Origin of the sequence: Microbacterium aurantiacum, assembly GCF_031625015.1 — a bacterium.
Taxonomy (GTDB): domain Bacteria; phylum Actinomycetota; class Actinomycetes; order Actinomycetales; family Microbacteriaceae; genus Microbacterium; species Microbacterium aurantiacum.
The window spans coordinates 1,193,214-1,215,818 of sequence record NZ_JAHWXH010000001.1; the positions used below are offsets into that span (position 1 = coordinate 1,193,214).

Genomic DNA, 22,605 nt, shown 5'->3' on the forward strand with positions numbered 1-22,605 from the left:
AGATCGACATGGCACGCATCCACGTCGGAGTCGACCACGGCGGCTACGAGCTCGGCCGCGCCCTGCAGACCCGCGCCGAGGCCGCCGGGCACGAGGTCGTCTGGCACGGTGCCGAGACCCTCGACCCCGGTGACGACTACCCGCTGTTCGCGATCCGCGTCGGCGCGGCCGTCGTGACGGACCAGGATGCCGGCGTCGACGCGTTCGGCCTCCTCGTCTTCGACGAGGCATCCGCCGGTGTCGTCGCGGCGAACAAGGTCAACGGCGCGCGCGCGGTGACGGCGGGCTCACCTCGCGCGGCGGCCACGACCCGAGAGGTCGTCGACGCCAATGTTCTCGTCCTCGAGGGCATCGCGTACGAGGAGAACGCCTGGCTCACCGTGAGTGCCTTCGTCACCACGGCGCTGCCGCACGACGTCGCGCGGGGCCGGCAGATCCTGCAGATCGAGGAGTACGAGAACGCCGGGACGATCGAGGGCTGGGCCGTGCAGCTCGAGCCCGAGCAGATCGCCGTCCGCCGCGAGGACTGACGCCCCGGCCTCCGTCCGCTATCGACTCCGTGAGGAGTGTCGCGCCCGTCGTCGGAGTCGTCCTCCGCCTAGGCCGACGGTCCGGCGACGATGCGCTCCGCGTCTGCCTGTGTCGTCGGTCGTTCGCAGAGCGCGACGGCGAAGAGGAGGACGATGACGGCCGTCATGACGAGGGTCTCGCCGCCGTCCTCGAGCACCGTCAGCGGTGTCGACCACGCCGTCCCCTGAAGGAAGAGCGCGCCGAGCGCGTCGAAGACGACGCCGCAGAAGGCCAGAGCCGCCAACAGCCCGAGAAGGATCGTCGAGACCGACCGGGCGTACTGCGGCGTGCGACGGTGAAGGGTCAGGACGACCCCCACCACGAGCATTCCGACAAACAGGAAGAACCCCAGCTCGCCCAGGTGCTGCGCCGACTCCGGCTCGCCCGCGACCCGGCTGCGGACCGCGCCGCCGACGCGCTCGTGCACCTGGAACGCGTCGTCGACGGCGAGGTACGCGAACACCGTCGCCCACACGACGAGCACCGCGGCACGGGTTCGGGCGAACAGCACGCCGAGCAGCAGGATCGCCCACACGCACTTCGCGTACTGCAGGAATTCGGCGTACCCGCGATCGAGACCGAGGTCGAACGCCGGCGCCTCGGGGTTCCCCGTGTACGCCCGCACGAGGTGGGCGACGATCAGCGCGATATCGACGAGCAGCAGCATCGCCGCGAGACCGAGCGCCGGCGGGAGCCGCAGCGTCGCGAGGATCGCCCGTATCTCGCCGGTCCACCGGATGCGGCGGGTCGGCAGCGGTGCCTCGGGTCGGACAGCGGGCGGCGCGTCGAGCACGCGCGAGAAGGAATTCATCACATGTTCACCGGCGCGCCACGCTACCCCGAGGATCTAAGGTCCGCATAAGACCCGCGGTGGCCGCACGGCATCCGGTCTACGAATCCCGGAGTGACGGATGCCGCTCGAGGGGGTTCTGCCGGCGCGGGATGAACGCCGCCACCACGAGCGCGACGACCGCGGCGAGGCCGCCGAGGACGAACGAGGTGGTGAACGCCGCGGGCGTCGGTGTCGGCATCCCGCCGACGTCCACGGTGTTCGCGGCGAGGACGGCGGCGACCACCGCGGCGGCCGTGGACGTGCCGAGGGAGCGGAACAGCGCGTTCAGGCCGTTCGACGCTCCGGTCTCGGTCGCCGGAACGGCGCGCATGATGAGCATCGGCATCGCCGCGTAGCCGAACCCGATGCCCACGCCGATGAGGATGTTCGCCACAACGAGCTGCCACACCTCCGCGGAGAACAGCAGGGTGTAGCCGTACGCGACGATGAGCGACACCGCGCCGAGGATCAGCAGCAGCCGCGGGCCCACGGTGCGCGCGAGGCGTCCCGAGAAGGGGGAGAGCATCATCATCATGATGCCGGCGGGCATCACCACGAGGCTCGCGGCGATGAGCGAGAGCCCGAAGCCGCCGGCGCCCTCGGGGAGCTCGAGGATCTGCGGATAGATGACGTTCGAGGCGAAGAGCGAGAACCCCATCGCGACCGACGCGATGTTCGTCAGCAACACGGCGGGGCGTGCGGCGACCCGGAGGTCCAGCAGCGGCTCGGGGATGCGGAGCTCGTACCAGCCCCACACCAGCAGCACCGCGACACCGCCGAGGCCGAGGGCGAGGATGATCGGCGACGTCCATCCCCACTCGTTGCCGCGCGAGATCGCAAGCAGGATGCCGATGAGGCCGACGGCGAGCCCCGCGGCGCCGACGAGGTCGAAGCGGCCGGCGGTGCGCAGGACGCTCACCGGCACGATCCACAGCACCAGGGCGAACACCACCGCACCGAGCGCGGCCGACACCCAGAACAGCAGGTGCCAGTCGGCGTACTCGGTGATGAGCGCCGACACCGGCAGGCCCAGCGCTCCGCCGACGCCGAGGGTCGCGCTGATGAGCGCGATGGCGGTGTCGACGCGCCTGTGGTGCAGCACGTCGCGGAGGATCGAGATGCCGAGCGGCACGACACCGGTCACCGCCCCCTGGAGGGTGCGCCCGACGATCACCCCCAGGATGCCGGGGGAGAGGGCGGCGATCACCGAGCCGACGACGAGGAGGGCGAGGAGCACCAGGACGATGCGGCGCTTGCCGTACATGTCGCCGAGGCGCCCGGCGATCGGGGTGGTCACCGCCGCGGCGAGGAGGGTGGAGGTGACGACCCACGCGGTGTCGTCTCGCGAGGCGTTCAGCAGCTCGGGAAGCTGCGACTGGATCGGCACCACCAGCGTGAACATGAACGACGACGCCAGGCCCGCGAGGGCCAGGACCGCCACGATCGCGGCCTGCGGCGGCATCCGGGTCAGGCGCGATCTGCCGTCATGTCCGCGCGCGCCCATCGGATCAGGCTAACCCCGCGCGGCGACCCTCTCGCCCGGGGCGGGGCTTTCTCCCGCGGTGACGGCCCCGGCGTCGTGCCGGACGGCACGCTCGACCGCGTCGAGCCAGCGGCCGACGTTCTGCAGCGCCTCCGGGGTGTCCGGGTAGCGGCAGCGCAGATGCAGGCCGTCGTCGCCGACGACGAACCAGATCATCACCCCGTCGGTCTCGATGGACGCCGACACCCACTGCGCCTCGGTGTCGCGGGCCAGGCGCACGGGCAGGCGCCGCACGTCCAGCCACGACAGCGCGAACATCCCGGGCGACTGCGGCATCCCGCCCCACGGCGCGAGGATCGGTGCGAGCGGGTGCGACCCGAGGGCGAGGGAGAGGCGGAGGGATGCCGCGCACGCGCGCGGATCGGGATCGGCGCACGCGATCACCGAGTTCGTGATGAACCACCCGACGGCGTCGTGCCAGCGCTCCTCGTAGCGGCTGTGGACGGGGAAGACCGCGCGCAGCGGTGCCCCCGCGACCTCCGCGCAGGCCCGCGCGAGCGCCGACAGTGCGAGAGCCGTCGCGCGCACCCCCGCCGCCTCTGCGCGCGCGGTGAACGCGGCGAGCTCTGTCGCATCGAGCACGTCGCGCACCTCGACCACCTCGGGTCGGGGCGATGAGATGTCGCCGAGCGGCAGGGGGAAGCGGGGCATCACCCCGCCCTCGGCGTCGAGGATCTCCCGCCACGCGGCGTGGATCTCCGCCGGGGCGGGGTCGCGTTCCGCCAGGGCGCGGGTGTGCGCGGCGAACGACTCCCGCTCGCCGACGACGGATGCCGGGTCCTCGCCGAGGAGCGCGAGGAGGTCCCGCGCGAGCACCAGCAGCGACCACATGTCGACGTGCGCGTGGTCAGCCGCGATCACGGCGATCGGGCGCGGATCGCCCCCGGGTGCGGCATCCGTTCCGCCGTCGGAAGCGGAGCCCGCGCCCGGTTCGATGAGGGCGACCCGGTGCGACGGTGCCGCGAACGGGCGGCACCGGGCATCGAAGACCTGCCGGATCGTGTCGCGGACGGTGCCCTCGCCCGCACCGTCGCCCGTGCCCTCGCCCGCACCGTCGCCCGTGCCCTCGAGGGGGTGCTCGCTCCACTCTCCGGCGGATGCCGTGCCCTCGTGCAGCCGGACGGCGCCGGCGTCGTCGTCGCGCGAGAAGACGGTCCGGAGGGTCCCGTGCGCGGCGACGACGTCGTCCCACGCGCGGGCCACGGCATCCCGCGTCGTCCCGTCCGGGAGGCGCAGGGCGATCGACATCCACGACCCCGGGCGATCGCCCGCGCCGACGTGACGCCCCTGGTCGAACGAGACCGGGAGGGGGCGGGTCTCATCGGGCACGATGCGCACGGCGTAGCTGCCCACGCGGCCGCGGGGCAGGACCACTCGGGTGACGTTGGTCAGGCGCATTCGCCGTAGTGTAGGGGTTCGACGTTTCGTTCTCGCTTCCACGTCCGTTCTCCCTCCCTCGGAGGTGCCGTGCCCACCGTCCTCGTGAACGGCGCCCGCCTGGAATACGACATCACCGGAGCCGACGGTCCGGTCGTGGTCCAGCTGCACGGGCTCATGTCCAGCCGCACGCGCGACGCGCAGCTCGGCCTCGACCTCGGGCGCGCCCTGCGCGGACACCGCGTCATCCGCCTCGACGCGCGCGGTCACGGCGGCTCGTCCGGCACGCGGGATCCGGGCGACTACGCGTGGGATCGGCTCGCCGACGACCTGCTGGCCGCGCTCGACGCCATCGTCCCGGGCGAGAGCGTGCACGGGCTCGGGCCTTCCATGGGCACCGGGACCCTGCTGCACGCGGTGCTGCGCGAGCCGGCCCGCTTCGACAGCCTCACGCTGATGCTGCCCCCGACGGCATGGGGGACCCGGCCTGCGCAGGCGCAGTCCTACCTCGTCGGCGCCGACCTCATCGAGCGCGAGGGGATCGCGGCATTCGTGGAGCTCGGGAGCACGACCCCCGTACCGCCCGCCCTCGCCGAGGCGCCGCAGACGGGGCCGGCGGTCGACGAGGCGCTCCTCCCCACCGTGCTCCGCGGTGCCGCCCTCGCCGACCTGCCACCCCGCAAGCGCCTCGTCGACGTCACGACGCCGACGCTCATCCTCGCCTGGACCGGTGACCACACGCATCCGCTCCGCACCGCCACGAAGCTCGACGAGACGCTCCCGCACAGTCGCCTCGTCGTCGCGCGCACCCCGTACGGCGTGATGGCGTGGCCGGGGCTCTTCGCCGAACACGTCATCACCGCGGGCGTCGAAACCCCCGCCACCGGTGCGATCACGCTGCCCACGGGACGCCCGAACCGGCCCGATCGGCGATCGGCCTAGAGGTGCGGCGGTGACCGGCATCCGGATCCGCGACCTCGACACGGTCGCCGACGTCTTCACCGCCTCCGCGGTGCTCGCGGACGTCTGGGGCGGCGACCGCTCCGGCATGCCGCCGAACCTCCTCCGCGCGCTCGCGCACTCCGGGAACTACGCGGTGGGTCTCTGGGACGGCGACCGCATGGTCGGAGCCTCCGTGGCCTTCTTCGCCGCGCCCGCCGCGCGGTCGATGCACAGCCACATCACCGGCATCCTTCCCGACCATCAGGGGCGCGGGCTCGGCCGTGCGCTCAAGGAGCACCAACGCGCCTGGGCATTGGCGCGAGACGTCGGTCACATCACGTGGACCTTCGACCCGCTCGTCGCCCGGAACGCCCACTTCAACCTCGCCGTCCTCGGGGCGCGGGTCACCGACTTCCTCGTCGACCATTACGGGCCTATGGACGATGGAGTGAACCGCGGCGACGAGTCCGACCGCATCATGGTGTCGTGGGCGCTCGCCGCCCCCGGCATCGGCGCTCCTGCCGAGGAACGGATCGTGGCGACCGTCGCGGTGCCGGACGACATCGCCGCGATCCGTGCGAGATCGGTGACGGATGCCGCGGCCTGGCGCCGCCGCGTCCGCGACGAGCTGCTGGCGGGACTCGCCGACGGTCTCGCGATCGGCGGGTTCGATCGCCGCGGGTATCTGCTCGTCCGGCCCTGACGTTCCGTCCCTGGGGGTCCGTCCCTGGGGGTCCGTTCCTGAGGGTCTGCCGCCGCAGCGGATCGTGCGCGTGTCGTATCACCGCGGGGGTGCGCGCCTCCTTCTTCACGATCGCCCTCGCCGCGATCATCCGAAGGAGCAGATCATGCACGAGCACACGGAGTCGCTGTTCGAGGCGATCAGGACGTTCTTCTCCGCCGAGCGCCGCCACGCCCGACGTCGTCCTCGCGTCACCCGCGAGACGTTCGTCGCCGTCGACCCCGCCGCGGTGCGCGCCGAACGGCGCCGGGTGCGGCGCGAGACCCGCACCGCCCGTCACGCGCGCGCCGTCGCGGCGCGGCGGGGCGGGGCGCGGGGTCCGGCGCACGCGACGGTCCACTGACCGGGGGCCGGTCGCGCGGGGCCGGCGTCGAGCGAATTCATAGGCACGGAGAGCTACGTTCTTCCCGACGCAAGGGGAGTACTCCCGATGCGGCGGAACCGTCAGTACGGACACGCGATCGTGTCCCGGTCCGCCGGCCCGGCATCCGGGTGGAGGAGACCTTGATGGGCTTTTCGAAAGGTTCGTCATGAGCACGTTCTCCCGTTTGTTCGACATCGCCTCCAAGGCGCTCGGATCCGCCTCCGGATCGAGCGCGCAGGGTTCGACCCCGTCCGGTGCGGGCGCGACCCGGCCGGGTGCGGCCGGCGCCACCGATTGGCGCGGCCTCGTGGGCAAGGTCGCCGAGGCGGTGACCGGCGACGGCCGCGCAGGGCAGTCGGGCACCTCAGCGCCCAGCGGTCATCCGGCTCCGTCGCCGGCGTACACGCCGCCGACGGCCCCGGCATCCGCGGGTCGGCCGACGCTCGCACCGCCGCCGGCCGGCGCGACCGCCGCGCGTCCCGTCGCCGGGTCGGAGGCCGATCGCCGCGCCATCGCCCGCTACGACTACCTGCTGCAGACGGCCGACCCGCACCAGGTCGAGCAGATCCACCGCGACGCGTTCGCCCGGCTCACCCCGGGCCAGCGGGAGCAGGTCGAGGCGCGCATGCGGTCCGAGCTCCCGCCGGCGCTGCGGCCGGCATCCGCCAGCGCTCCCGACCTCGCGCGCGCGGCCGGCCGTGCCGAGGCCTCCCAGCCCGGACGGATGCGCGGCCTCCTCGCCCGCGTCGGCACCGGGGCAGCCGTCGGGGCCGGGGCCGCGGCCGGAGTGGGCCTGCTCGGACTCGTCGCCGGCGGTGCGGTGGTCAGCACGGTCGCGGGACCCCTGCTCGCCGAGGCGGCCGGCCTCGGGATCGACCTCGACGCCCTCGCGGGCGGGGTCGACGTCGAGGGCATCGCCGGCAGCATGGGCGGCTTCGCCGAAGATCAGGTCTCAGGGCTCGGCGAGCAGGTGTCGGGGCTCGGCGAGCAGATCTCGGGATTCGGCGAGCAGTTCGGCGGGTTCGAGCTCCCCGGTCTCGGTGACATCTTCGGGCGCTGACCCGGGTCGCTAGCCTGGGCGCATGGACAGCGCACCGATCACCCTGGACGGCGTCGAGCTGCGTGTGCTCCACCTGCCGCTCGTCGCCCCCTTCACCACGTCGTTCGGAACCGAGACCGTCCGCGAGGTGATCGTCGCGCGGGCACTCACCCCGGACGGTGACGGATGGGGCGAGATCGTCACCTCCGCGGCTCCCCTGTACTCCAGCGAGTACACGCAGGGTGCGTGGGACGTGGCGCTCCGGTGGATGATCCCCGCGCTCCTCGATGCGCGCCGGATGTCGCCGGCCGAGGTGTCCGGCATCCTGGAGCCCTTCGTCGGTCACCGGATGGTGAAGGCGGGGCTGGAGCTGGCGGTGCTCGACGCGTCGCTGCGCCTGGACGGCATCTCCCTCGGGGCGCACCTCGGAATCACGCGCGACCGCGTGCCGAGCGGGGTGAGCGTCGGAATCCAGCGCGATCCGACGGCCCTCGTCGACGTCGTCGGCGGCTACCTCGACGAGGGATACGCGCGGATCAAGATCAAGATCAAACCCGGGCGCGACGTCGACGACACCGCTGCGGTGCGCGAGGCGTTCGGGGCGATCGCCCTGCAGGTCGACGCCAACTCGGCCTACACGCTCGCCGACGCGGACGTCCTGGCCGAACTCGACCGGTTCGATCTGCTGCTCATCGAGCAGCCGCTGCAGGAGGACGACCTCGTCGACCACGCCACGCTCGCTGCGCGCCTGCAGACCCCGGTGTGCCTCGACGAATCGATCGTGTCGCGCAAGGCCGCCGTCGATGCGCTCGCCCTGGGGTCGGCATCCGTCATCAACATCAAGGCCGGCCGTGTCGGGGGATACCTCGAGGCGGTCGCGATCCACGACCTCTGTCGTGCGGCCGGTATCCCGGTCTGGTGCGGCGGGATGCTGGAGACGGGCATCGGGCGGGCGGCGAACGCCGCGCTCGCCGCCCTGCCCGGCTTCACCCTGCCGGGCGACGTGTCGGCGTCGAACCGGTTCTACGCCCGCGACATCGTCTGCGACCCGATCGTGCTCGAGGACGGCCACGTCCGTGTGCCCACCGGCCCCGGCCTCGGGATCGACATCGACCCCGTCGCCCTCGACGACGTCACCGTGGCCCGCGAGACCCTGCGCCGCTGATCCGGGCGGGACGGTGCAGGCGCGGGCGGGGGCGCGCCGGACGAGGCGACGCGGATCGGAGGAGTTGCGTACGCGCGGCCCGGGTGCGGCGTGTACGCAACTCCTCCGATCCGCGTGTCCCGGGCCATTTTCGCCCCCCGGAACCGGTCTCACCCACCGTTGCTGAGGAGTTCGGTACAGAGGATCGGGGATGACCCGTGCGTCCGGCCCGACCGGTGCGCGCGCGGGGTACAGGGGCGCAGGCCGCGCCGAACTCCTCCGATCCGCGTGCTGGACGCCGTCTCCGCCTACCGGAACCGGTCCCACCAGACGTTCTTGAGGAGTTCGGTACGCGCCCGACCCGGCCCACGCCCCGGATCCCCCGCAGAACTGGGGGACAGCCCCCGTGTGCCGAGTCGGTCGTGCGTCCTAGGCTGACCGCATGACCACCCCTCCCTACGGTCCGCCGCCCGCCGGTGCGCCCTCCGCGGCCGCGATGTCGCCCGCCGACGAGAAGCTCTGGTCCACCCTGGTTCACCTGGGCGGGCTCTTCTTCGGCTTCCTCGCCCCGCTGATCGGGTACCTGATCCTCAAGGACCGAGGCCCCTTCGTCCGCGCGCACACCGCCACGGCACTCAATTTTCAGCTGACGCTCCTCATCGCCTACGTCGTGGGCGGCATCCTGTCGATCGTCGTCATCGGGCTCTTCGTCATCCTCGCGGCCTACGTGCTGAACATCGTGTTCTGCATCGTCGCGGCCGTCAGGGCCAACCAGGGCGACTGGTACACGTACCCGCTCACGATCCGCTTCGTCAGCTGACCCCCCCGTCGGCCGGCGGTGGCGGTCGCGGCAGCGTGTGGGCGCGGCATCCGCTGACCTAGAATCGGGGATGTCGCGCATCGCGGCGTCCTGCGGAATCCCGCGCCCCCACCCGACCATTGGAGCCACCGTGGCCGAGCAGTCCCGCCTCGACAAAGTCATCGCCCTCGCCCGTCACCGCGGGTTCGTCTTCCAGGCGGGCGAGATCTACGGCGGATCCCGCTCGGCGTGGGACTACGGCCCCCTCGGGACGGAGCTGAAGGAGAACATCCGCCGCCAGTGGTGGCAGACCTTCGTGCGCGGCCGCGGCGACATGGTCGGCCTCGACTCGTCGATCATCCTGCCCAAGCGCGTGTGGGAGGCCTCCGGCCACGTCGCGACCTTCACCGACCCGCTGGTCGAGTGCCTCCAGTGCCACAAGCGCTTCCGCGCCGACAACCTCATCGAGGACTTCGAGGCGCGCAAGGGGCGGAAGGCCGAGAACGGCCTGGCCGACATCCCGTGCCCCAACTGCGGGACGAAGGGGCAGTACACCGAGCCCAAGGCGTTCTCGGGTCTGGTCAAGACCTACCTCGGTGTCGTCGACGACGAGTCCGGCCTGCACTACCTGCGCCCCGAGACCGCGCAGGGCATCTTCGTGAACTTCTCCAACGTGCTCACCGCGTCGCGGAAGAAGCCGCCGTTCGGCATCGGCCAGGTCGGCAAGGCGTTCCGGAACGAGATCACCCCCGGCAACTTCATCTTCCGCACGCGCGAGTTCGAGCAGATGGAGATCGAGTTCTTCACCCCGCCCGCCGACGCCGGCGAGTGGTTCGAGCACTGGGTGGAAGAGTGCTGGAACTGGTTCATCGACCTCGGCATCGACGCGGCGAACATGCGTCGCTTCGACGTGCCCGAGGAAGACCGTGCACACTACTCCGCCGGCACCATCGACGTCGAATACCGCTTCGGCTTCCCGGGCAAGGAGTGGGGCGAGCTCATGGGCGTCGCCAACCGCACCGACTACGACCTGAAGAGCCACACCGAGGCATCCGGACAGTCCCTGACCTACTTCGACCAGGCGTCGGGCGAGAAGTACACGCCCTACGTGATCGAGCCGTCGTTCGGTCTGACGCGCGCGATGATGGCGTTCCTCGTCGACGCGTACCGCGAAGAAGAGGCGCCGAACGCCAAGGGCGGCACCGACACCCGTACGGTCCTCGGCCTCGATCCGCGTCTGGCTCCGGTGAAGGTCGCGGTGCTGCCGCTGTCGCGCAACGAGAAGCTCTCGCCGCTGGCGCGGGAGGTCTCGGACCGCCTTCGCGCGCAGGGCTGGGCGACCGACTTCGACGACGCCGGCGCGATCGGCCGCCGCTACCGCCGGCAGGACGAGATCGGCACGCCGCTGTGCGTCACGGTCGACTTCGATTCGCTCGACGACGACGCGGTGACCGTGCGCGACCGCGACACCATGGCCCAGGAGCGCGTGCCGCTCGAGGGGCTCATCGGCTACCTCTCGGAGCGCCTGCGCGGCGCCTGATCGGCCGGCGGCGTACACGCCGTCCCGTACCGAACTCCTCCGATCCTGCCCGCCGCGGCGGATCCGGGGGAGTTTCGGCGTTTGCGGTGCCGGATCGGAGGAGTTCGGCCAGGGGCAGGGGGAGCGGATGCCGGATCTCCGCCTTCGGGGGGAGGCGTCGGCGCCGACGTCGACCTACCGTCGGAGTATGGATGTCGCGTCGATCATCATGGGAATGTCCATCGCCTCGATCGCGTGGATCTGCTTCGTCCCGTGGACGAAGCTCCGCGAGCTACGCGAGGCCGAGGCGCGCGCGGCGGCTGAAGGCCGCGATTCCGACCCGACCTGAGGGCCTTCCTCCGGCGGGTGTCGCGTGCCGTGGTGACAGCCGCGGGCCCGGGTGATAGCACCGGGGTGTGCCTAACTCCTCTGATCCGTGCGGGTGAGGCCCGGATCGGGGTGTTTGGGCCGGTGCGGGCGCGGATCGGAGGAGTTCGGTACGGGAGCGCGGGTAGACGCACGCGCCCACGGGCGACCGCGGGGGTGGCGCCGGGGTGTGCCTAACTCCTCTGATCCGGGCTGATTCGCGCCGGAACGGGCGGAACGGGCGGATTGGGGCGCGAATCTGAGGAGTTCGGTACGGGAGGCGGGCGGCGGCGGCGGGTCAGCGGAGGCCGTGGTGCACCACGCGGGCACCGGATGCCGATACCACGGCGTCGAGGATCGCGACGCCGATCGCGCCCTCGGGTTCCCACGGCGTGTAGGCATCCGACCAGAACCGGGTGCCGGACGGCAGGTCGGCCACCCCGGGGAGGAGCCGCGCGACCTCGTCGAGCGTCGGCAGGAGCCGCGGGCGCAGCACGGTGAGCACGACCGTCTCGCCGCCGCGCACCTGCAGCGCCGCACCGTCGTCGACCTCGCGCAGGTTCAGCGGCGCGGTCGCACCCGCCAGTTCCCACACCCGCCGTGCGGCGGCGTCGATCTCGTCGGCGCCGAGCGCGCTCGGGCTCAGCACCACGCTGCTACGGGGCATCGCGTCTCCTTCGGCGCCGCGTCGGCGGGTCGTCGTCGTCCGGCGCGGAATCCGGTACGTCGGTGATCACCGGCGCCGACGCGTCGGGCCCTGTCGCAACCGGTGCCGCCGGCTCAGTCGAAATGGGACCCGGCGCTGCGGACTCAGCCAGAACCGCACCCGGCGCGACGGGCTCCGCCGCAACTCCCACCCCGGCGCCCGCGCCGTCGGTCCCCACGGGCGCGAAGTGGGCGATCTGCACGAGGGCGGGGCGCTCGCCACGGCGGGCGAGGCGTCCGCGTCCGGCGATCATCGGTTCGGCGTAGAGCTTGGGCAGCAGCTGCCCCTCCGAACGGTCGCCCGACATCACCAGCGCGGTGCCGCCGGTGTCGCGCACCGACTGCAGGGCGAGATCGAACATCGCGCGGGATGCCCCGGCGACGGGCCGCGCCACGACGACGTTCAGGCGCAGATCGCGCGCCGACGCGAGCGAGGCGAGCAGCGGCCGCAGCGGTTCGGCCCCGCCGGCGGCGAGGATGTCGAAGTCGTCGGCGACGACGAGGATGCGCGGGCCCGCGGCATCGCGGTTCCCGGCGCGCTTGTCGAGCTCGACCGCGATCGACTCGGCAAGCTGCCGCGCCTGGCGCCCGCTGGTCGCGTGTCCGCCGAGGTAGGCGTCGGGGATGTCGCCGACGAGGTCGCCGCGGGCGTCCATGAGCGCGATGACGAGCTCCTCCGGGGAGTGCCGGTCGATGGCTCCCTGGATGATGCCGCGCAGCACGGTCGTCTTCCCGCAGCGGCTGTCGCCGAGGACGAGCAGGTGCGGATCGCGCGTGGCGAGGTCGAGTGTCACCGGCTGCATCGTGTCCTGACGGAGGCCGAGGGGGATCTCGTCCGGCTCGTCGAGCGGGTCCGGCAGCTCCTCGGGGGCGAGGTCGTCCGGGAGCAGCCGGATGGGCGCTGCGCCCGGGCCGCCCCAGCGCGCGGCGGCATCGCGCGCGATCGCCTCGAGCGCCTCGCCCACGTCGGCGTCGTCGACCTCTTCGAGCAGCGGCAGCGCGATCTGCGCGAACAGCTTGTCGTCGGTGAGCACGCGGCCCGGCTCGTCGGCGCGCAGCGTCGCCGAGAGCTTCCGCGCGATCTGCGAGTCGGCGGGGTCGTTGAGCTTCAGCTCCAGCCGGGTGCCGATGAGGCTCTGCAGGTTCATCCGCAGCTCGTTCCACCGCGAGAGGGTGACCACGACATGGATGCCGAAGCTGCCGCCGCGCTCGAGGAGCTCCGACAGCGCCGGCTCGAGGTCTTCGAAGTCGGTGCGCATCGCCCCGAGTCCGTCGACGAGGAGGACCACGTCGGCGCTCGGCAGCTGCGGGATCCGCCCCGCGGCGTGCTGTCGGCGGAGGTCGGCGAGGGAATCGAGGCCCTGGTCGCGGAACACCTGCTCGCGCGTGGCGAGCATCGCGGTGAGCTCCTCGAGCAGACGGGTGAGCCGCTCACGGTGCCCGCGCGTGGCGACGCCGCCGACGTGCGGGAACGGCTCGATCCGGCTGAGGCCACCGCCGGTGAGGTCCATGCCGTAGATGCTGACCTCGCGCGGCGAGTGGGAGAAGGCGAGGGATGCCGCGAGCGTGCGCAGGAACGTCGATCGCCCCGACTGGGGGGCGCCGGTGATCGACACGTGGCCGCCCGAGCGGGTGAGGTCGAGCATCCACGGTGCCTGCCGCTGGCGCGTCGGGTCGTCGAGGAGTCCCATCGGGGCGCGCAGGTCGCCCACCGCGCGCTGCTCGGCGCTCGGCAGGACGCCGCCGAGGGTGAGCACCGGCGGAAGCGGCGGCAACCAGACCGGCATGGTGCGGGCGACACCGCGCGAGAGACGCGAGGTCGCAGCCTGGACGAGGGTGCGGCCGGTGGTCGGCGCGGCCGGGCCGGGCGCGGCATCCGTGTCGTCCTCGGTCTCGTCGGCGACGAGGTCGTAGGCGGGGAGTTCGCGCACGGGCGGGGGCGCGTCGTCGGGTCGGACGTCCTCGCGCCGCTCGGGGACGGGCCCCGACACGTACCCGGCGCGGAAGCGGGTGTAGACCGATGTGTCGACCTTGAGGTAGCCGAAGCCGGGGATCGCCGGCAGGTGGAAGGCGTCCGGGGTGTCGAGGACGACCGCCGACTCGGCCTCCGAGAAGGTGCGGAGTCCGATGCGGTACGACAGGTAGGTGTCGAGGCCCCGCAGGCGTCCGCCTTCGATCCGCTGGCTCGACAGCAGCAGGTGCACGCCGATCGAGCGGCCGATGCGGCCGATGGTGAGCAGCAGCTCGACGAAGTCGGGTTCGGCCGTCAACAGCTCGCCGAACTCGTCGATGACGAGGAAGAGGTGCGGAAGGGCGGGCAGGTCCTGCCTCTCACGGCGCAGCTCGCGATAGTGGCCGATGGATGCCGCGTTCCCGGCCTCCTTCAGCAGGCGCTGGCGTCGTACGACTTCGCCCTGGATGCTCTCGCGCGCCCGCTCGGTCAGCTGCGGGTCGTCGGCGAGGTTGTCGATGAGGCCGGCGACGTGCGGGAGGTGCGCGAACGGCGCGAAGGCCGCACCGCCCTTGTAGTCGACGAGGATCATCGCGAGGTCGTCGGGGGAGTGCGTGAGGGCGAGGCCCAGCACGAGCGTCCGCAGCAGCTCGCTCTTGCCCGACCCGGTCGCGCCGATGCAGATGCCGTGCGGGCCCATGCCGAGCTGCGCGGACTCCTTGAGGTCGAGCAGCACGGGGCCGCCACGGTCGTCGACCCCGATCGGGACGCGGAGGAAGTCCGCAGCCGAGCGCGGGCGCCACGCCTCGCGGAGGTCGATGTTCTCGACGTCGTCCATGCCGAGGAGCTCGGTGACATCCGGCGCGAGGGCGCCCTGCGCGTCGACGGCGCTCGTTCGCGTGAGGCGGAGACCCGCGAGGGGGCGGGCGATCACCTCGAGCAGCGCGGCATCCACCGGATCGGGACGGATGCCGGTGACCGCCGGCTCGCCGCTCCCCGGTGTCTCGATCACGGCCTCGACGGGCGCGTCCTCACCGTCACTGTCGGCGCCCGCCCCGGCCACGCCCCCACCGCCGGTGACGGTGACGCGCGCGGTGACGGTGGAGGGCTCCTTGAGACGGTCATCGACGACGTGGATGACCGTGATGCCGAGGGCGGAGAGGTCGAGGACGGCGTCCAGCGGCGGGAGTGCGCGGGCGGCCTCGGTGCCCTCGTCGATAAAGACGATGAGGCGGCCGGGCTTGGTGCGTCGCCCCGCGCGGCGGGCCGCGGCGGCCGTCGCGCTGCGGTCGCGGAGCTCCCCGCCGATGAGGGCGAGGAGGTCGTCGACGGTCGGGGCGACCCGGCGCGCGGCGACGGCGCCCGGGGCGGGCTCGGCGCCGGCGAGGTGCGGGAGGAGGTCGAAGCCGCGCCAGTCCCCGAGGCGCTCCTCGGGGACGACGAGGGCGAGGTGGACGTCGTCGGGGGAATGCAGGGCCGCGATCTGCGCGGCGAGGGCGCGGCACACCGGCAGGGTCTGCGCGCGCTCGCCGATGAGCGAGACGTGTCCGCCGCGCTCGAGGTCGAGCACCGCGGGGGTGCCCTGGGCGATACCGGCGAGGCGGACGACCCGCTCGGCGGCACTCTTCATGACCGGATCGAACGGCTGCACCGGGTTCTGCTCCGGCGGGAGGAGCACGTCCACCGCGCGGAGGTCGCCGGTGCCGAGGCGCACGTGGAGGAAGTCCGTGTCGCTCGGTCGCCGCTCCCATCGCCGGGCGGGATTCGCGGCGATCTCCACCAGCGTCGCCGGGTCGGGGTGCAGGCGCCGCGTGGCTTCCCGGTGGGCGTCGGCGGTCTCGCGGACGTCGGCGCGCAGCTCTTCGAGGTAGTCGAGGTAGCGCTCGCGCTGGACCCGGCGCTGGCGGGCGGCGTTCCCGCGCGCGCTGAAGGCCATACCGACACCGCCGACCAGGGCGACGACGAGGATGACCGCGCCGACGACGACCATGATCGGGTTGTTGCGCAGCAGCACGATCATCGTGATCGACGACAGGCTGCCCACGACCGGCAGCAGGGACTGGATCGGGAATCCCGTGGACCCCTCGCCGATCGGCGGCGGCGGCGCGAGCGTGATGTCGGCGGGAGCCTCGACGGGCTCGGTGATGCGCGCGGGGCGGTGGACGACGTGGACGCTCATGCGGCGACCTCCGATGCGGATGCCGCCATGAGGGCGGCGGTCAGGCGCAGCAGCGCCCGTTCAGCCGGTCGCGTGCGGGGTGCGGCATCCGCCTGGAGTCCGCCGTCGAACGGGATCGCGACGGCCGGGGCGGGGTCGCCGTCCACCGCGCGGGCCACGGCGTCTCCCGCTCGCGCGTGGTCGACGAGGGCGAGGACGACGCCCGGTCGCTCGGGGAGCGACACGATGGCGGGCGCCACGGCGCGGGCGAGCTCGGTGGCCGTCCGACCGGCGTCCGCGACGAGGCAGACCACGTCGCAGAGCGCCGCGCACGTGGCGAGGTCGACGAGCGGATGCCGTACCCCGAAGTCGGTGACGGTGACCTCGAAGAAGCGGGCGATGGGCGCGACTTCGGACAGCCAGCTCTCGGCGGCGGCGGGTTCTTCGGCATCCGTCGCGTCGTGCGGAGCCGGACGGACGGCGAACCAGCCGTCGCCGGAGGGGAGGCCTGTCCGGGCGTCGTCGCTCGTGCGCGCCCCCGCGCGGGTGTCGTCGGGCGACGTGGGGTCTGCCCCGAGGCGCGCGCCGAGCGAACGCGCGCCGGACGAGAGGTCGACGGCGAGGACGGGTTCGCTGCGACGGGAGGCCAGGATGCCGGTCACGCGGTGGGCGAGGGTGCTCGTGCCCGTTCCGGGGGCGAGTGAGATGAAGCCGATCCGCCGGGTGGTGGGAAGCTCGGTGGCGATTGCGCGGTGCCAGCCGGTCACGCGCGCGCGTTCGGCGGCGGCGCTGCCGAACAGGGCGGCGGGGAGGGCGCGGACGTCGAGGCTCACGATCCGCCGCCGAACATGCCGAGGAGTTCGGGGTAGATCCCGAGCGCGCCGACGAGGAGGGGGAGAAGCGAGACGACCGCGAGGGTCTCGAGGGCGTTGCCGAAGCCGCGGAGGCGCGCGCGAGTGTGCTCGCGCGGGGCGACGAGGGTCGCGACGGCCACGAGGGTCGCGGTGGTCGCGGCGGCGGCGACGCCGAGCCACGACCGCTCGCCCGCCAGCTGTGTGAGGAGAGCCGTGAGCGCGATCGCCGCGACGGCGGCCCAGAGGGCCCAGCCCTGCATCCGCAGCGGGAAGGCGCGCGAGCGGAGCGCCGCGATCAGCGCGAAGGCGAGCGCGAGCAGGCCGCTCCACAGCTCGTCGGCGAGCACGAGGGCTGTGCCCGTGATCGCGAGGAGCGCGGCGACGCCGACGACGCTCCAGGTGAGGGCGGCGTAGGCGTCGTCGATCGAGGCGAAGGCGCGCGGGCGGTCCAGGCGCTCGCCGCGCGCGACGCGGCGGTCGAGGTCGGTGAGGCCCGCGGCCGACAGTGCGATCCAGGGGAGCGGCCCGGTGGCGAAGGCGGCGAGCGTCCCGGCGATCGCCGCGGCGGGTGCCGGAGCGACCCCGGCCATCAGCATCACGAGGAGGATGCTCGCAAGCACCGCGCCCCACGCCCCGCCCGCGGCGGCACCGGGCGCACGCAGGGCCACGCCGCGTCCGAGCAGCACCGCGGTGCCGCCGGCGGCGACGGCGACGGATGCCGCGAGCAGCAGCGCCGCGCCCGGATCAGCACCGGCGGCCAGCGCGGCGCTCGACGAGGCGATGGCGAGGGGCAGGACGAGACCGGCCGCGGCGGCGCCGACGCACGCGGACACGCGGCGGAGGCCGAGGAGCCCGAGGCCGACCGCGGTGCCGAGCAGCACGACGACCGCCGCGAGCAGGGTGGCCACAGCGACCCCCGATTCGGCGAACGGCGCGAGCAGGCCCGCCGCGGCGAACGCGAGCGCGATCCCGGTGCCGCCGGCGATCATCCGGGCGCGATCGTCCCATCGGTCGGGGCGGGCGTCGTGGGCGTCGGCGGCGGCGTCGGTCACGTCGATGACGACCGGGGGCGGCGGTGCGGCATCCAGCCGCACGAGGCGCACCAGGGTGCCGTCGACGAGGTCGAGCTGCTCGGGCGAGAGACCGATGTCGAGCTGCTCACCGTCGGGGGTGACGAGCGTGAGCGGGCGCGACACGGTGCCGGAGGTCTCGCCGAGCAGGTCGAGCAAACGCGGCACGGCCGCCCCGAGGGGCTCGCGGCTGGCGACGACGACCTCGCTGCGACGGGTGGCGCCGGCGACGGTGAGGCGGGTGTAGATGCTCATGAGGACTCTTCCGCGAGGACGACGATGACGGATGCCGCGGCCGGGGCGGTGCTCGCCTCGGCGCGGTCGGCGAGGAGCTGCACGACGAAGGACACCCCGACGCAGACCGCGCAGGCGACGGCCGCGACGATGAGCGACCCGATCAGGCGCTTCAGGTGGTCGTTGACGGTGCGGCGCTCGCCGATGTGGCCGTAGAGCAGGGCGGCGCCGAGCCGCATCCGCTCGATCTTGGCCTGCTCGATGAGGACCGTGTCGCGTTGGTCGGGCATCAGGCCTCGCTTCCGGGCCGAGGTGAGGAAGGCGCGGCCGGAGCCGCCGAGGAGGCGGCGGCGTCCGCGTCGGCGGTCCGCAGCGCCGCGGCGACCTCCGGTGCCACGCCGAGGAGGGCGGACAGGCGCGTTCCGTCGAGAGTGCCGAGCATCTCCGTCAGACGCGTCCAGCCGCCGCCGTCGACCGAGCCGAGGGGGACGAGGGCGCCCGGGATGCGGGGGCTGCCGACGACCGTGCCGCCGTGCTGAGCGACCCAGGACGCCGCGTCCACACCGAGCGCGCGGATGCCGGGCGGGCCGACGAGGAGCGCGAGCGGTTCGGGGGTGGCGGGTGTCAGCGGTCGCACGGCCAGGTCGGGGGCGCCGATCGTGGCGAAGGCGATGCCGAGGAGCGGCATCCCGATGTCGGCGGCGCGCGCGAGGAGGCGCCGGGCGAAGAGCGCGGCATCCGCGGTCCTCGCGTCGCCCGGGCCGCCGAGCTCCGCCCAGACGCGGGTGGTCTCCTCCAGGCCCTCGGAGGTGCGGGCGACCTGCAGGGTCGACAGCAGCGCGTGGTCGGCCGACGCCCTCGCCGCCCAGCGGCTCTCGGTCGGCATCCGTCGACGCGTGCGCTCGGTGAGGTCGTCGCGGTCCCACGCGGCCACGAGGGGCTCGGTCGGACCCCATGCCGAGGGCGCGCTGTCGACGAGTGTCTCCGTGGCCGCCTCGATGACGCCGCCGAGCCGCACCGGTCGCGAGACCCGGTGGCGCGTGGAGATCGTCGCCACCAGCTGCAGTCGGCTCGAGATCGGTGCGCGCAGGAATACGGGGTGGAGATCGGATGCCGCGAGCTGCGCCGTCGTCGACAGGACGTCGGTGATCTGCGCGAGGCGGCGGCCGGTGCGCGCGTCGTAGCCGACCGCGGCGGGATCCTCCGGGGTGCGGATCACCCAGTGCCCGCGGACCGCCGCGAGGGCGTCCGCGAGGACGGGGGTCATCCGGCTGTGCGGACCCGAGATGACGATCGCGCGCGCGCCGTCGCCGGTGACGCGGTGCAGGTAGTCGCTCATCCCCGCGGTCAGCGCGATCACCGGCGCACGGGTCTCGGTCGCCGACCAGCCGGGGCCGGCGCCGTCCTCGAGAGGGTGGGGTGCGAAGGAGGGGCCCACGTCAGCCTTCCGTCCGGACGGAGAGCTCGCGGTCTCCGAGTTCGAGGGTCGCGTCGGCCGGGACCGGGGTGCGCTGGAAGGCGAGGAAGGGCTGGGAACCGGCGTCGGTGCGCAGGAACGTGCCGTTGGTCGAGCCGAGGTCGGTGACCCACACGCGGCGGCCGTCCCATTCCAGGCGCGCGTGCGACTTCGACAGGCTCCGCGACAGGTCGGGCCACTGGTAGACCTCTGCGGGCGCGTCGACGGGTGCCGAGGGGTTGCGGCCGAGAACGAGCGCCGAGGCGAGGGAGACCCGCTGTCCCGAATCGAGTTCGATGACCGGAACCCGGCCGCGCACCGGACGTGCCGGCGGGAGGGCAGCGCGGTCGGGGAACGCGAAGGGAGCCAGCGCCGGGGCGAACGGATCGCGCCCGCGGCGGAGGTCGACCGTGCCGAGATCGCGTCGCGCGAGCGCGGGGAGGAGCGCCCGCCCGGTGGAGGCGCCGGTCGAGCGGCGGACGGTGCGCGTCCCCATCGCCGCGTGCCCGGGAGTGCGGCCGGAGCGGGCGAGGCCGCGCACGATCGCACCGGCGGCGAGCACGGTCGCCACGATCAGCACCCCGCCGAGAGGGGCGAGCCCCGCGGCGAGGGCGATCACCGCGAGGGCCGCGAGGACGAGCACCACGGCGAGATCGATGGTCGCCGCGGCGACCCGTGACAGCGGCCGCGCAGGGGCGGTGCCGACGAGCGGATCGACCTCGGGGATCGGAGCGTTCGGAAGTGTCGTCATATCAGGGGGAAATCGCCGGTCGGGGGCAGGTTTTCACGGCCGATCCAGGCTAACCCAGACCGCGGGCGGCGCCCTGTCCCCCATATGGGGGACGTGGACGCCGCCCGCGCGGATCGGCTCAGGATGCCGAGGCCGAACCTCCGCTCGGGGCGGATCCCGCTCCGGCGCCCGCCGTGGAGCGCGCGGCGATCCCCTGGAGGAGGGCGGAGAGGTCGAGCCCGGTGAGGCCCTTGACGACTTCGGTGCCTTCACCGAGGACCTTGCCCACGGTCTTCGTCATCTCGGACGCACCGTCGGTCGAGACGACGGTGAGGGTGTCGATCGAGGCGATCGGCTCGGCGGCGGCGCGGACGATCTCCGGCAGGCGCGAGATGATCTCCTGGGCGAGGGCGGCTTCGCCGTACTTCTTGAGCGCTTCGGCCTTGGCGTCGGTCGCGTCGGCCTCGGCGACACCCTCCGCGCGGGTCGCGGCGGCGCGCGCTTCACCCTCGGCGGCGATACCGGCGGCGAGGGCCACCTGGCGGTCGCGGTCGGCTTCACCCGACAGGCGCACGGCCGTGGCCGCGGCCTCGGCATCCTGAACGGCGGCGACCTTGTTGGCCTCGGCGATCTTGGTGCGCTTGAACGCGTCGGCCTCGGTGGCGGCGTTGGCCGCGTCACGCTGCGCGGTCGCGCGCTGCACCTCGGCGTACGCCTCGGCCTCGGCGGGCTTGCGGATCTCGATGTCGAGGCGCTCCTGCGTGACGAGGGCCTGCTCGACGAGCGCTTCGCGCTCCTGCTGGGCGACCAGGCGATCCTGCTCGGCCTTGGTGAACAGACCCGCGGCGTCGGCTTCGGCGTTCGCGCGGTCGGTCTCGGCCTTGATCGAGGCCTGGCGGAGCGAGAGGGCCTTCTGGCGCTCGGCGATCTGCTCCTGCGCCTCGATGCGGGCGAACTCGGACGCGCGCGACGCCTCGGCCTCGCTGACCTCGGCGACCTGGCGGGCCCGCGCGGCCTCGGCGCGACCGAGGTTGGCGAGGTAGTCGCTGCCGGGCGTGGAGATGTCGCTGATGTTGAGGAGGTCGACCTGGAGGCCCTGCTCGACGAGGTCGGCCTTCGTCTCGGCGACGACGCGGTCCGACAGGCTCTTGCGGTCGGAGATGATCTGCTCGATCGTCATGTCGCCGACGATGGAGCGGAGCGACCCCTCGAGGGATTCACGGATGATGTCGGTCAGCGTCCCCTGCTGCGAGAGGAAGCGCTGCGCGGCGCGGCGCACGCCCTCCTCGGTTCCCGAGACCTTGAAGTTGATGGACGCCTTGATGGCGATCTTGATGCGGTTCTTGTCCACACCTTCGACCGTGATGCCGATCTGGCGCTGCTCGAGCGAGATCGAGAAGCCCTGCTGGAGGATCGGCCAGACGAAGGTGCGGCCGCCGATCACGACCCGCTGGCCGACGCTCTCGCCGGGCGCGGCGCGGCCGGCGCCGCGGCCCACAATGACAAGGGCTTCGTTCGGGGGTACGCGACGGATGCGGCGGGCGATGAAGATCAGCAGCGCCACCGCCGCGATGACGAGGGCGATGATCGCGATGACCTGGATCAGGAGCGGGTCCAACATGGGGTCCTCTCGGAGGTGGGGAGTGGGGACGACAGGGTGGTACCCGAGGGGACTTACTCGGGGATGACTTTGACGCGGGTGCCGCTGTGCGCGATGACGCGGATGCGCATGCCTTCGGCGATCGGCTCGTCGGAGTACGCGAGGCGCCGCTCGATCTCGCCGGGACCGTCGAGGCTGACCTCGCCGCCGGACGCGGAGATCGGCGACGTCGAGACGCCGGTGAGGCCGATCGCGCTGAGCGGCGCGCCGTCGGAGGTCTTGGTGAGACGCTTGACGACGACGAGGGCGAGCACGTAGGCGGCGATCGCGAAGACGGCGGCGAGCACGTAGGCCCAGATGGTGTCGAGACCGGACTGCGAGGTGAAGACCCCCGCGGCGCCGAAGACGACGGCGGCGATGCCGAGGGCGGTGCCCGAGATCGCCCCCTCGCCGATCTCGAAGTGGTCGAAGATGTCGCCGACGATCAGCGAGATGAGCAGGACGGCCAGACCGACCCCGCCCACGATCAGGAACGGCAGCAGCACGAGTCCCCCTTCGGCAGTGTGCCCTCAGCCTAGGGGGCGGGGCAACTCGGGTTGGGCGCGGCATC

21 protein-coding genes are annotated in these 22,605 nt (G+C 73.2%); 9 read left to right on the forward strand and 12 right to left on the reverse strand.

Translation table 11 applies throughout. The features are described 5' to 3' along the window. The first annotated feature begins 8 nt into the window (after positions 1–8). Positions 9–530 carry an RpiB/LacA/LacB family sugar-phosphate isomerase gene (locus KZC50_RS05625; RefSeq protein WP_310890933.1) on the forward strand — a complete coding sequence of 174 codons (522 nt, stop codon included), beginning with the start codon at positions 9–11 and terminating at the stop codon, positions 528–530. Between the two features lie 68 nt (positions 531–598). On the opposite strand, the gene KZC50_RS05630 is transcribed toward KZC50_RS05625, so the two are convergent. The 3 genes from KZC50_RS05630 to KZC50_RS05640 all read right to left on the reverse strand — a co-directional run bounded on the left by KZC50_RS05630 (position 599) and on the right by KZC50_RS05640 (position 4,343). Continuing rightward, positions 599–1,381 carry a DUF8692 domain-containing protein gene (locus KZC50_RS05630; protein WP_310890934.1) on the reverse strand — a complete coding sequence of 261 codons (783 nt, stop codon included), beginning with the start codon at positions 1,379–1,381 and terminating at the stop codon, positions 599–601. Positions 1,382–1,460: 79 nt separating this feature from the next. Continuing rightward, positions 1,461–2,864, reverse strand: a complete 1,404-nt coding sequence (locus KZC50_RS05635; RefSeq protein WP_310891538.1) for an MFS transporter — start codon at positions 2,862–2,864, stop codon at positions 1,461–1,463. 51 nt (positions 2,865–2,915) lie between these two features. Further along, positions 2,916–4,343: a condensation domain-containing protein gene (locus KZC50_RS05640; RefSeq protein ID WP_310890935.1), complete on the reverse strand. Its 1,428-nt coding sequence runs from the start codon at positions 4,341–4,343 to the stop codon at positions 2,916–2,918. 69 nt (positions 4,344–4,412) lie between these two features. Between KZC50_RS05640 and KZC50_RS05645 the strand changes: the two genes are divergently transcribed. The 8 genes from KZC50_RS05645 to KZC50_RS05680 all read left to right on the forward strand — a co-directional run bounded on the left by KZC50_RS05645 (position 4,413) and on the right by KZC50_RS05680 (position 11,220). After that, positions 4,413–5,264: an alpha/beta fold hydrolase gene (locus KZC50_RS05645; protein WP_064319180.1), complete on the forward strand. Its 852-nt coding sequence runs from the start codon at positions 4,413–4,415 to the stop codon at positions 5,262–5,264. Positions 5,265–5,274: 10 nt separating this feature from the next. After that, positions 5,275–5,967 (forward strand): GNAT family N-acetyltransferase, encoded by a 693-nt coding sequence (locus KZC50_RS05650; RefSeq protein ID WP_310890936.1) that lies wholly within the window; start codon positions 5,275–5,277, stop codon positions 5,965–5,967. 145 nt (positions 5,968–6,112) lie between these two features. After that, positions 6,113–6,349 (forward strand): hypothetical protein, encoded by a 237-nt coding sequence (locus KZC50_RS05655; RefSeq protein WP_156305127.1) that lies wholly within the window; start codon positions 6,113–6,115, stop codon positions 6,347–6,349. Between the two features lie 187 nt (positions 6,350–6,536). Next, the gene (locus KZC50_RS05660) at positions 6,537–7,430 is read left to right on the forward strand and encodes a cation-transporting ATPase (RefSeq protein WP_310890937.1); all 894 of its coding nucleotides are present in this window, start codon (positions 6,537–6,539) and stop codon (positions 7,428–7,430) included. Positions 7,431–7,452: 22 nt separating this feature from the next. After that, positions 7,453–8,574, forward strand: a complete 1,122-nt coding sequence (gene menC, locus KZC50_RS05665; protein WP_310890938.1) for an o-succinylbenzoate synthase — start codon at positions 7,453–7,455, stop codon at positions 8,572–8,574. A gap of 421 nt (positions 8,575–8,995) precedes the next feature. Then, entirely contained in the window at positions 8,996–9,373 is a 378-nt protein-coding gene (locus KZC50_RS05670; protein ID WP_310890939.1) for a DUF4870 domain-containing protein, read from the forward strand. Between the two features lie 130 nt (positions 9,374–9,503). Next, positions 9,504–10,892, forward strand: coding sequence for a glycine--tRNA ligase (locus tag KZC50_RS05675; RefSeq protein WP_236967712.1), 1,389 nt, complete (start codon positions 9,504–9,506; stop codon positions 10,890–10,892). Positions 10,893–11,079: 187 nt separating this feature from the next. Continuing rightward, positions 11,080–11,220, forward strand: a complete 141-nt coding sequence (locus KZC50_RS05680) for a hypothetical protein (protein ID WP_301134625.1) — start codon at positions 11,080–11,082, stop codon at positions 11,218–11,220. Between the two features lie 315 nt (positions 11,221–11,535). Here KZC50_RS05680 and KZC50_RS05685 read toward each other — a convergent pair whose 3' ends face one another. From KZC50_RS05685 to KZC50_RS05725, 9 genes are all read right to left on the reverse strand, one after another. Beyond that, complete coding sequence (locus KZC50_RS05685) at positions 11,536–11,904, reverse strand: hypothetical protein (protein WP_301134623.1); 369 nt, start codon at positions 11,902–11,904, stop codon at positions 11,536–11,538. Then, on the reverse strand, positions 11,894–16,072 hold the full coding sequence (eccCa, locus tag KZC50_RS05690; protein WP_310890940.1) for a type VII secretion protein EccCa: 4,179 nt from the start codon (positions 16,070–16,072) through the stop codon (positions 11,894–11,896). Before eccCa ends, KZC50_RS05685 begins: the two co-directional genes overlap by 11 nt. Beyond that, complete coding sequence (locus KZC50_RS05695) at positions 16,069–16,884, reverse strand: P-loop NTPase family protein (RefSeq protein WP_310890941.1); 816 nt, start codon at positions 16,882–16,884, stop codon at positions 16,069–16,071. Before KZC50_RS05695 ends, eccCa begins: the two co-directional genes overlap by 4 nt. After that, the gene (locus tag KZC50_RS05700; RefSeq protein ID WP_310890942.1) at positions 16,881–18,230 is read right to left on the reverse strand and encodes a ubiquitin family protein; all 1,350 of its coding nucleotides are present in this window, start codon (positions 18,228–18,230) and stop codon (positions 16,881–16,883) included. The genes KZC50_RS05695 and KZC50_RS05700 overlap by 4 nt, the downstream gene beginning before the upstream one ends. After that, positions 18,227–18,499, reverse strand: coding sequence for a hypothetical protein (locus KZC50_RS05705; RefSeq protein ID WP_053546971.1), 273 nt, complete (start codon positions 18,497–18,499; stop codon positions 18,227–18,229). The genes KZC50_RS05700 and KZC50_RS05705 overlap by 4 nt, the downstream gene beginning before the upstream one ends. Continuing rightward, on the reverse strand, positions 18,499–19,647 hold the full coding sequence (locus tag KZC50_RS05710) for a DUF6177 family protein (RefSeq protein ID WP_310890943.1): 1,149 nt from the start codon (positions 19,645–19,647) through the stop codon (positions 18,499–18,501). The genes KZC50_RS05705 and KZC50_RS05710 overlap by 1 nt, the downstream gene beginning before the upstream one ends. A 1-nt stretch (position 19,648) precedes the next feature. Further along, positions 19,649–20,416 carry an FHA domain-containing protein gene (locus tag KZC50_RS05715; RefSeq protein WP_310890944.1) on the reverse strand — a complete coding sequence of 256 codons (768 nt, stop codon included), beginning with the start codon at positions 20,414–20,416 and terminating at the stop codon, positions 19,649–19,651. Between the two features lie 118 nt (positions 20,417–20,534). Beyond that, positions 20,535–22,016 carry a flotillin family protein gene (locus KZC50_RS05720; protein ID WP_310890945.1) on the reverse strand — a complete coding sequence of 494 codons (1,482 nt, stop codon included), beginning with the start codon at positions 22,014–22,016 and terminating at the stop codon, positions 20,535–20,537. Positions 22,017–22,069: 53 nt separating this feature from the next. Then, positions 22,070–22,540, reverse strand: a complete 471-nt coding sequence (locus KZC50_RS05725; protein WP_310890946.1) for an NfeD family protein — start codon at positions 22,538–22,540, stop codon at positions 22,070–22,072. Between the last annotated feature and the right edge of the window lie 65 nt (positions 22,541–22,605).

What these genes read in the sequence shown, in the direction of transcription:
- KZC50_RS05625 (WP_310890933.1), top strand. Translation starts at nt 9, where the DNA reads ATGGCACGCATCCACGTCGGAGTCGACCACGGCGGCTACGAGCTCGGC.
- KZC50_RS05630 (WP_310890934.1), bottom strand. Translation starts at nt 1,381, where the DNA reads ATGAATTCCTTCTCGCGCGTGCTCGACGCGCCGCCCGCTGTCCGACCC.
- KZC50_RS05635 (WP_310891538.1), bottom strand. Translation starts at nt 2,864, where the DNA reads ATGCCGCCGCAGGCCGCGATCGTGGCGGTCCTGGCCCTCGCGGGCCTG.
- KZC50_RS05640 (WP_310890935.1), bottom strand. Translation starts at nt 4,343, where the DNA reads ATGCGCCTGACCAACGTCACCCGAGTGGTCCTGCCCCGCGGCCGCGTG.
- KZC50_RS05655 (WP_156305127.1), top strand. Translation starts at nt 6,113, where the DNA reads ATGCACGAGCACACGGAGTCGCTGTTCGAGGCGATCAGGACGTTCTTC.
- KZC50_RS05660 (WP_310890937.1), top strand. Translation starts at nt 6,537, where the DNA reads ATGAGCACGTTCTCCCGTTTGTTCGACATCGCCTCCAAGGCGCTCGGA.
- menC (WP_310890938.1), top strand. Translation starts at nt 7,453, where the DNA reads ATGGACAGCGCACCGATCACCCTGGACGGCGTCGAGCTGCGTGTGCTC.
- KZC50_RS05670 (WP_310890939.1), top strand. Translation starts at nt 8,996, where the DNA reads ATGACCACCCCTCCCTACGGTCCGCCGCCCGCCGGTGCGCCCTCCGCG.
- KZC50_RS05680 (WP_301134625.1), top strand. Translation starts at nt 11,080, where the DNA reads ATGGATGTCGCGTCGATCATCATGGGAATGTCCATCGCCTCGATCGCG.
- KZC50_RS05685 (WP_301134623.1), bottom strand. Translation starts at nt 11,904, where the DNA reads ATGCCCCGTAGCAGCGTGGTGCTGAGCCCGAGCGCGCTCGGCGCCGAC.
- eccCa (WP_310890940.1), bottom strand. Translation starts at nt 16,072, where the DNA reads ATGAGCGTCCACGTCGTCCACCGCCCCGCGCGCATCACCGAGCCCGTC.
- KZC50_RS05700 (WP_310890942.1), bottom strand. Translation starts at nt 18,230, where the DNA reads ATGAGCATCTACACCCGCCTCACCGTCGCCGGCGCCACCCGTCGCAGC.
- KZC50_RS05705 (WP_053546971.1), bottom strand. Translation starts at nt 18,499, where the DNA reads ATGCCCGACCAACGCGACACGGTCCTCATCGAGCAGGCCAAGATCGAG.
- KZC50_RS05715 (WP_310890944.1), bottom strand. Translation starts at nt 20,416, where the DNA reads ATGACGACACTTCCGAACGCTCCGATCCCCGAGGTCGATCCGCTCGTC.
- KZC50_RS05720 (WP_310890945.1), bottom strand. Translation starts at nt 22,016, where the DNA reads ATGTTGGACCCGCTCCTGATCCAGGTCATCGCGATCATCGCCCTCGTC.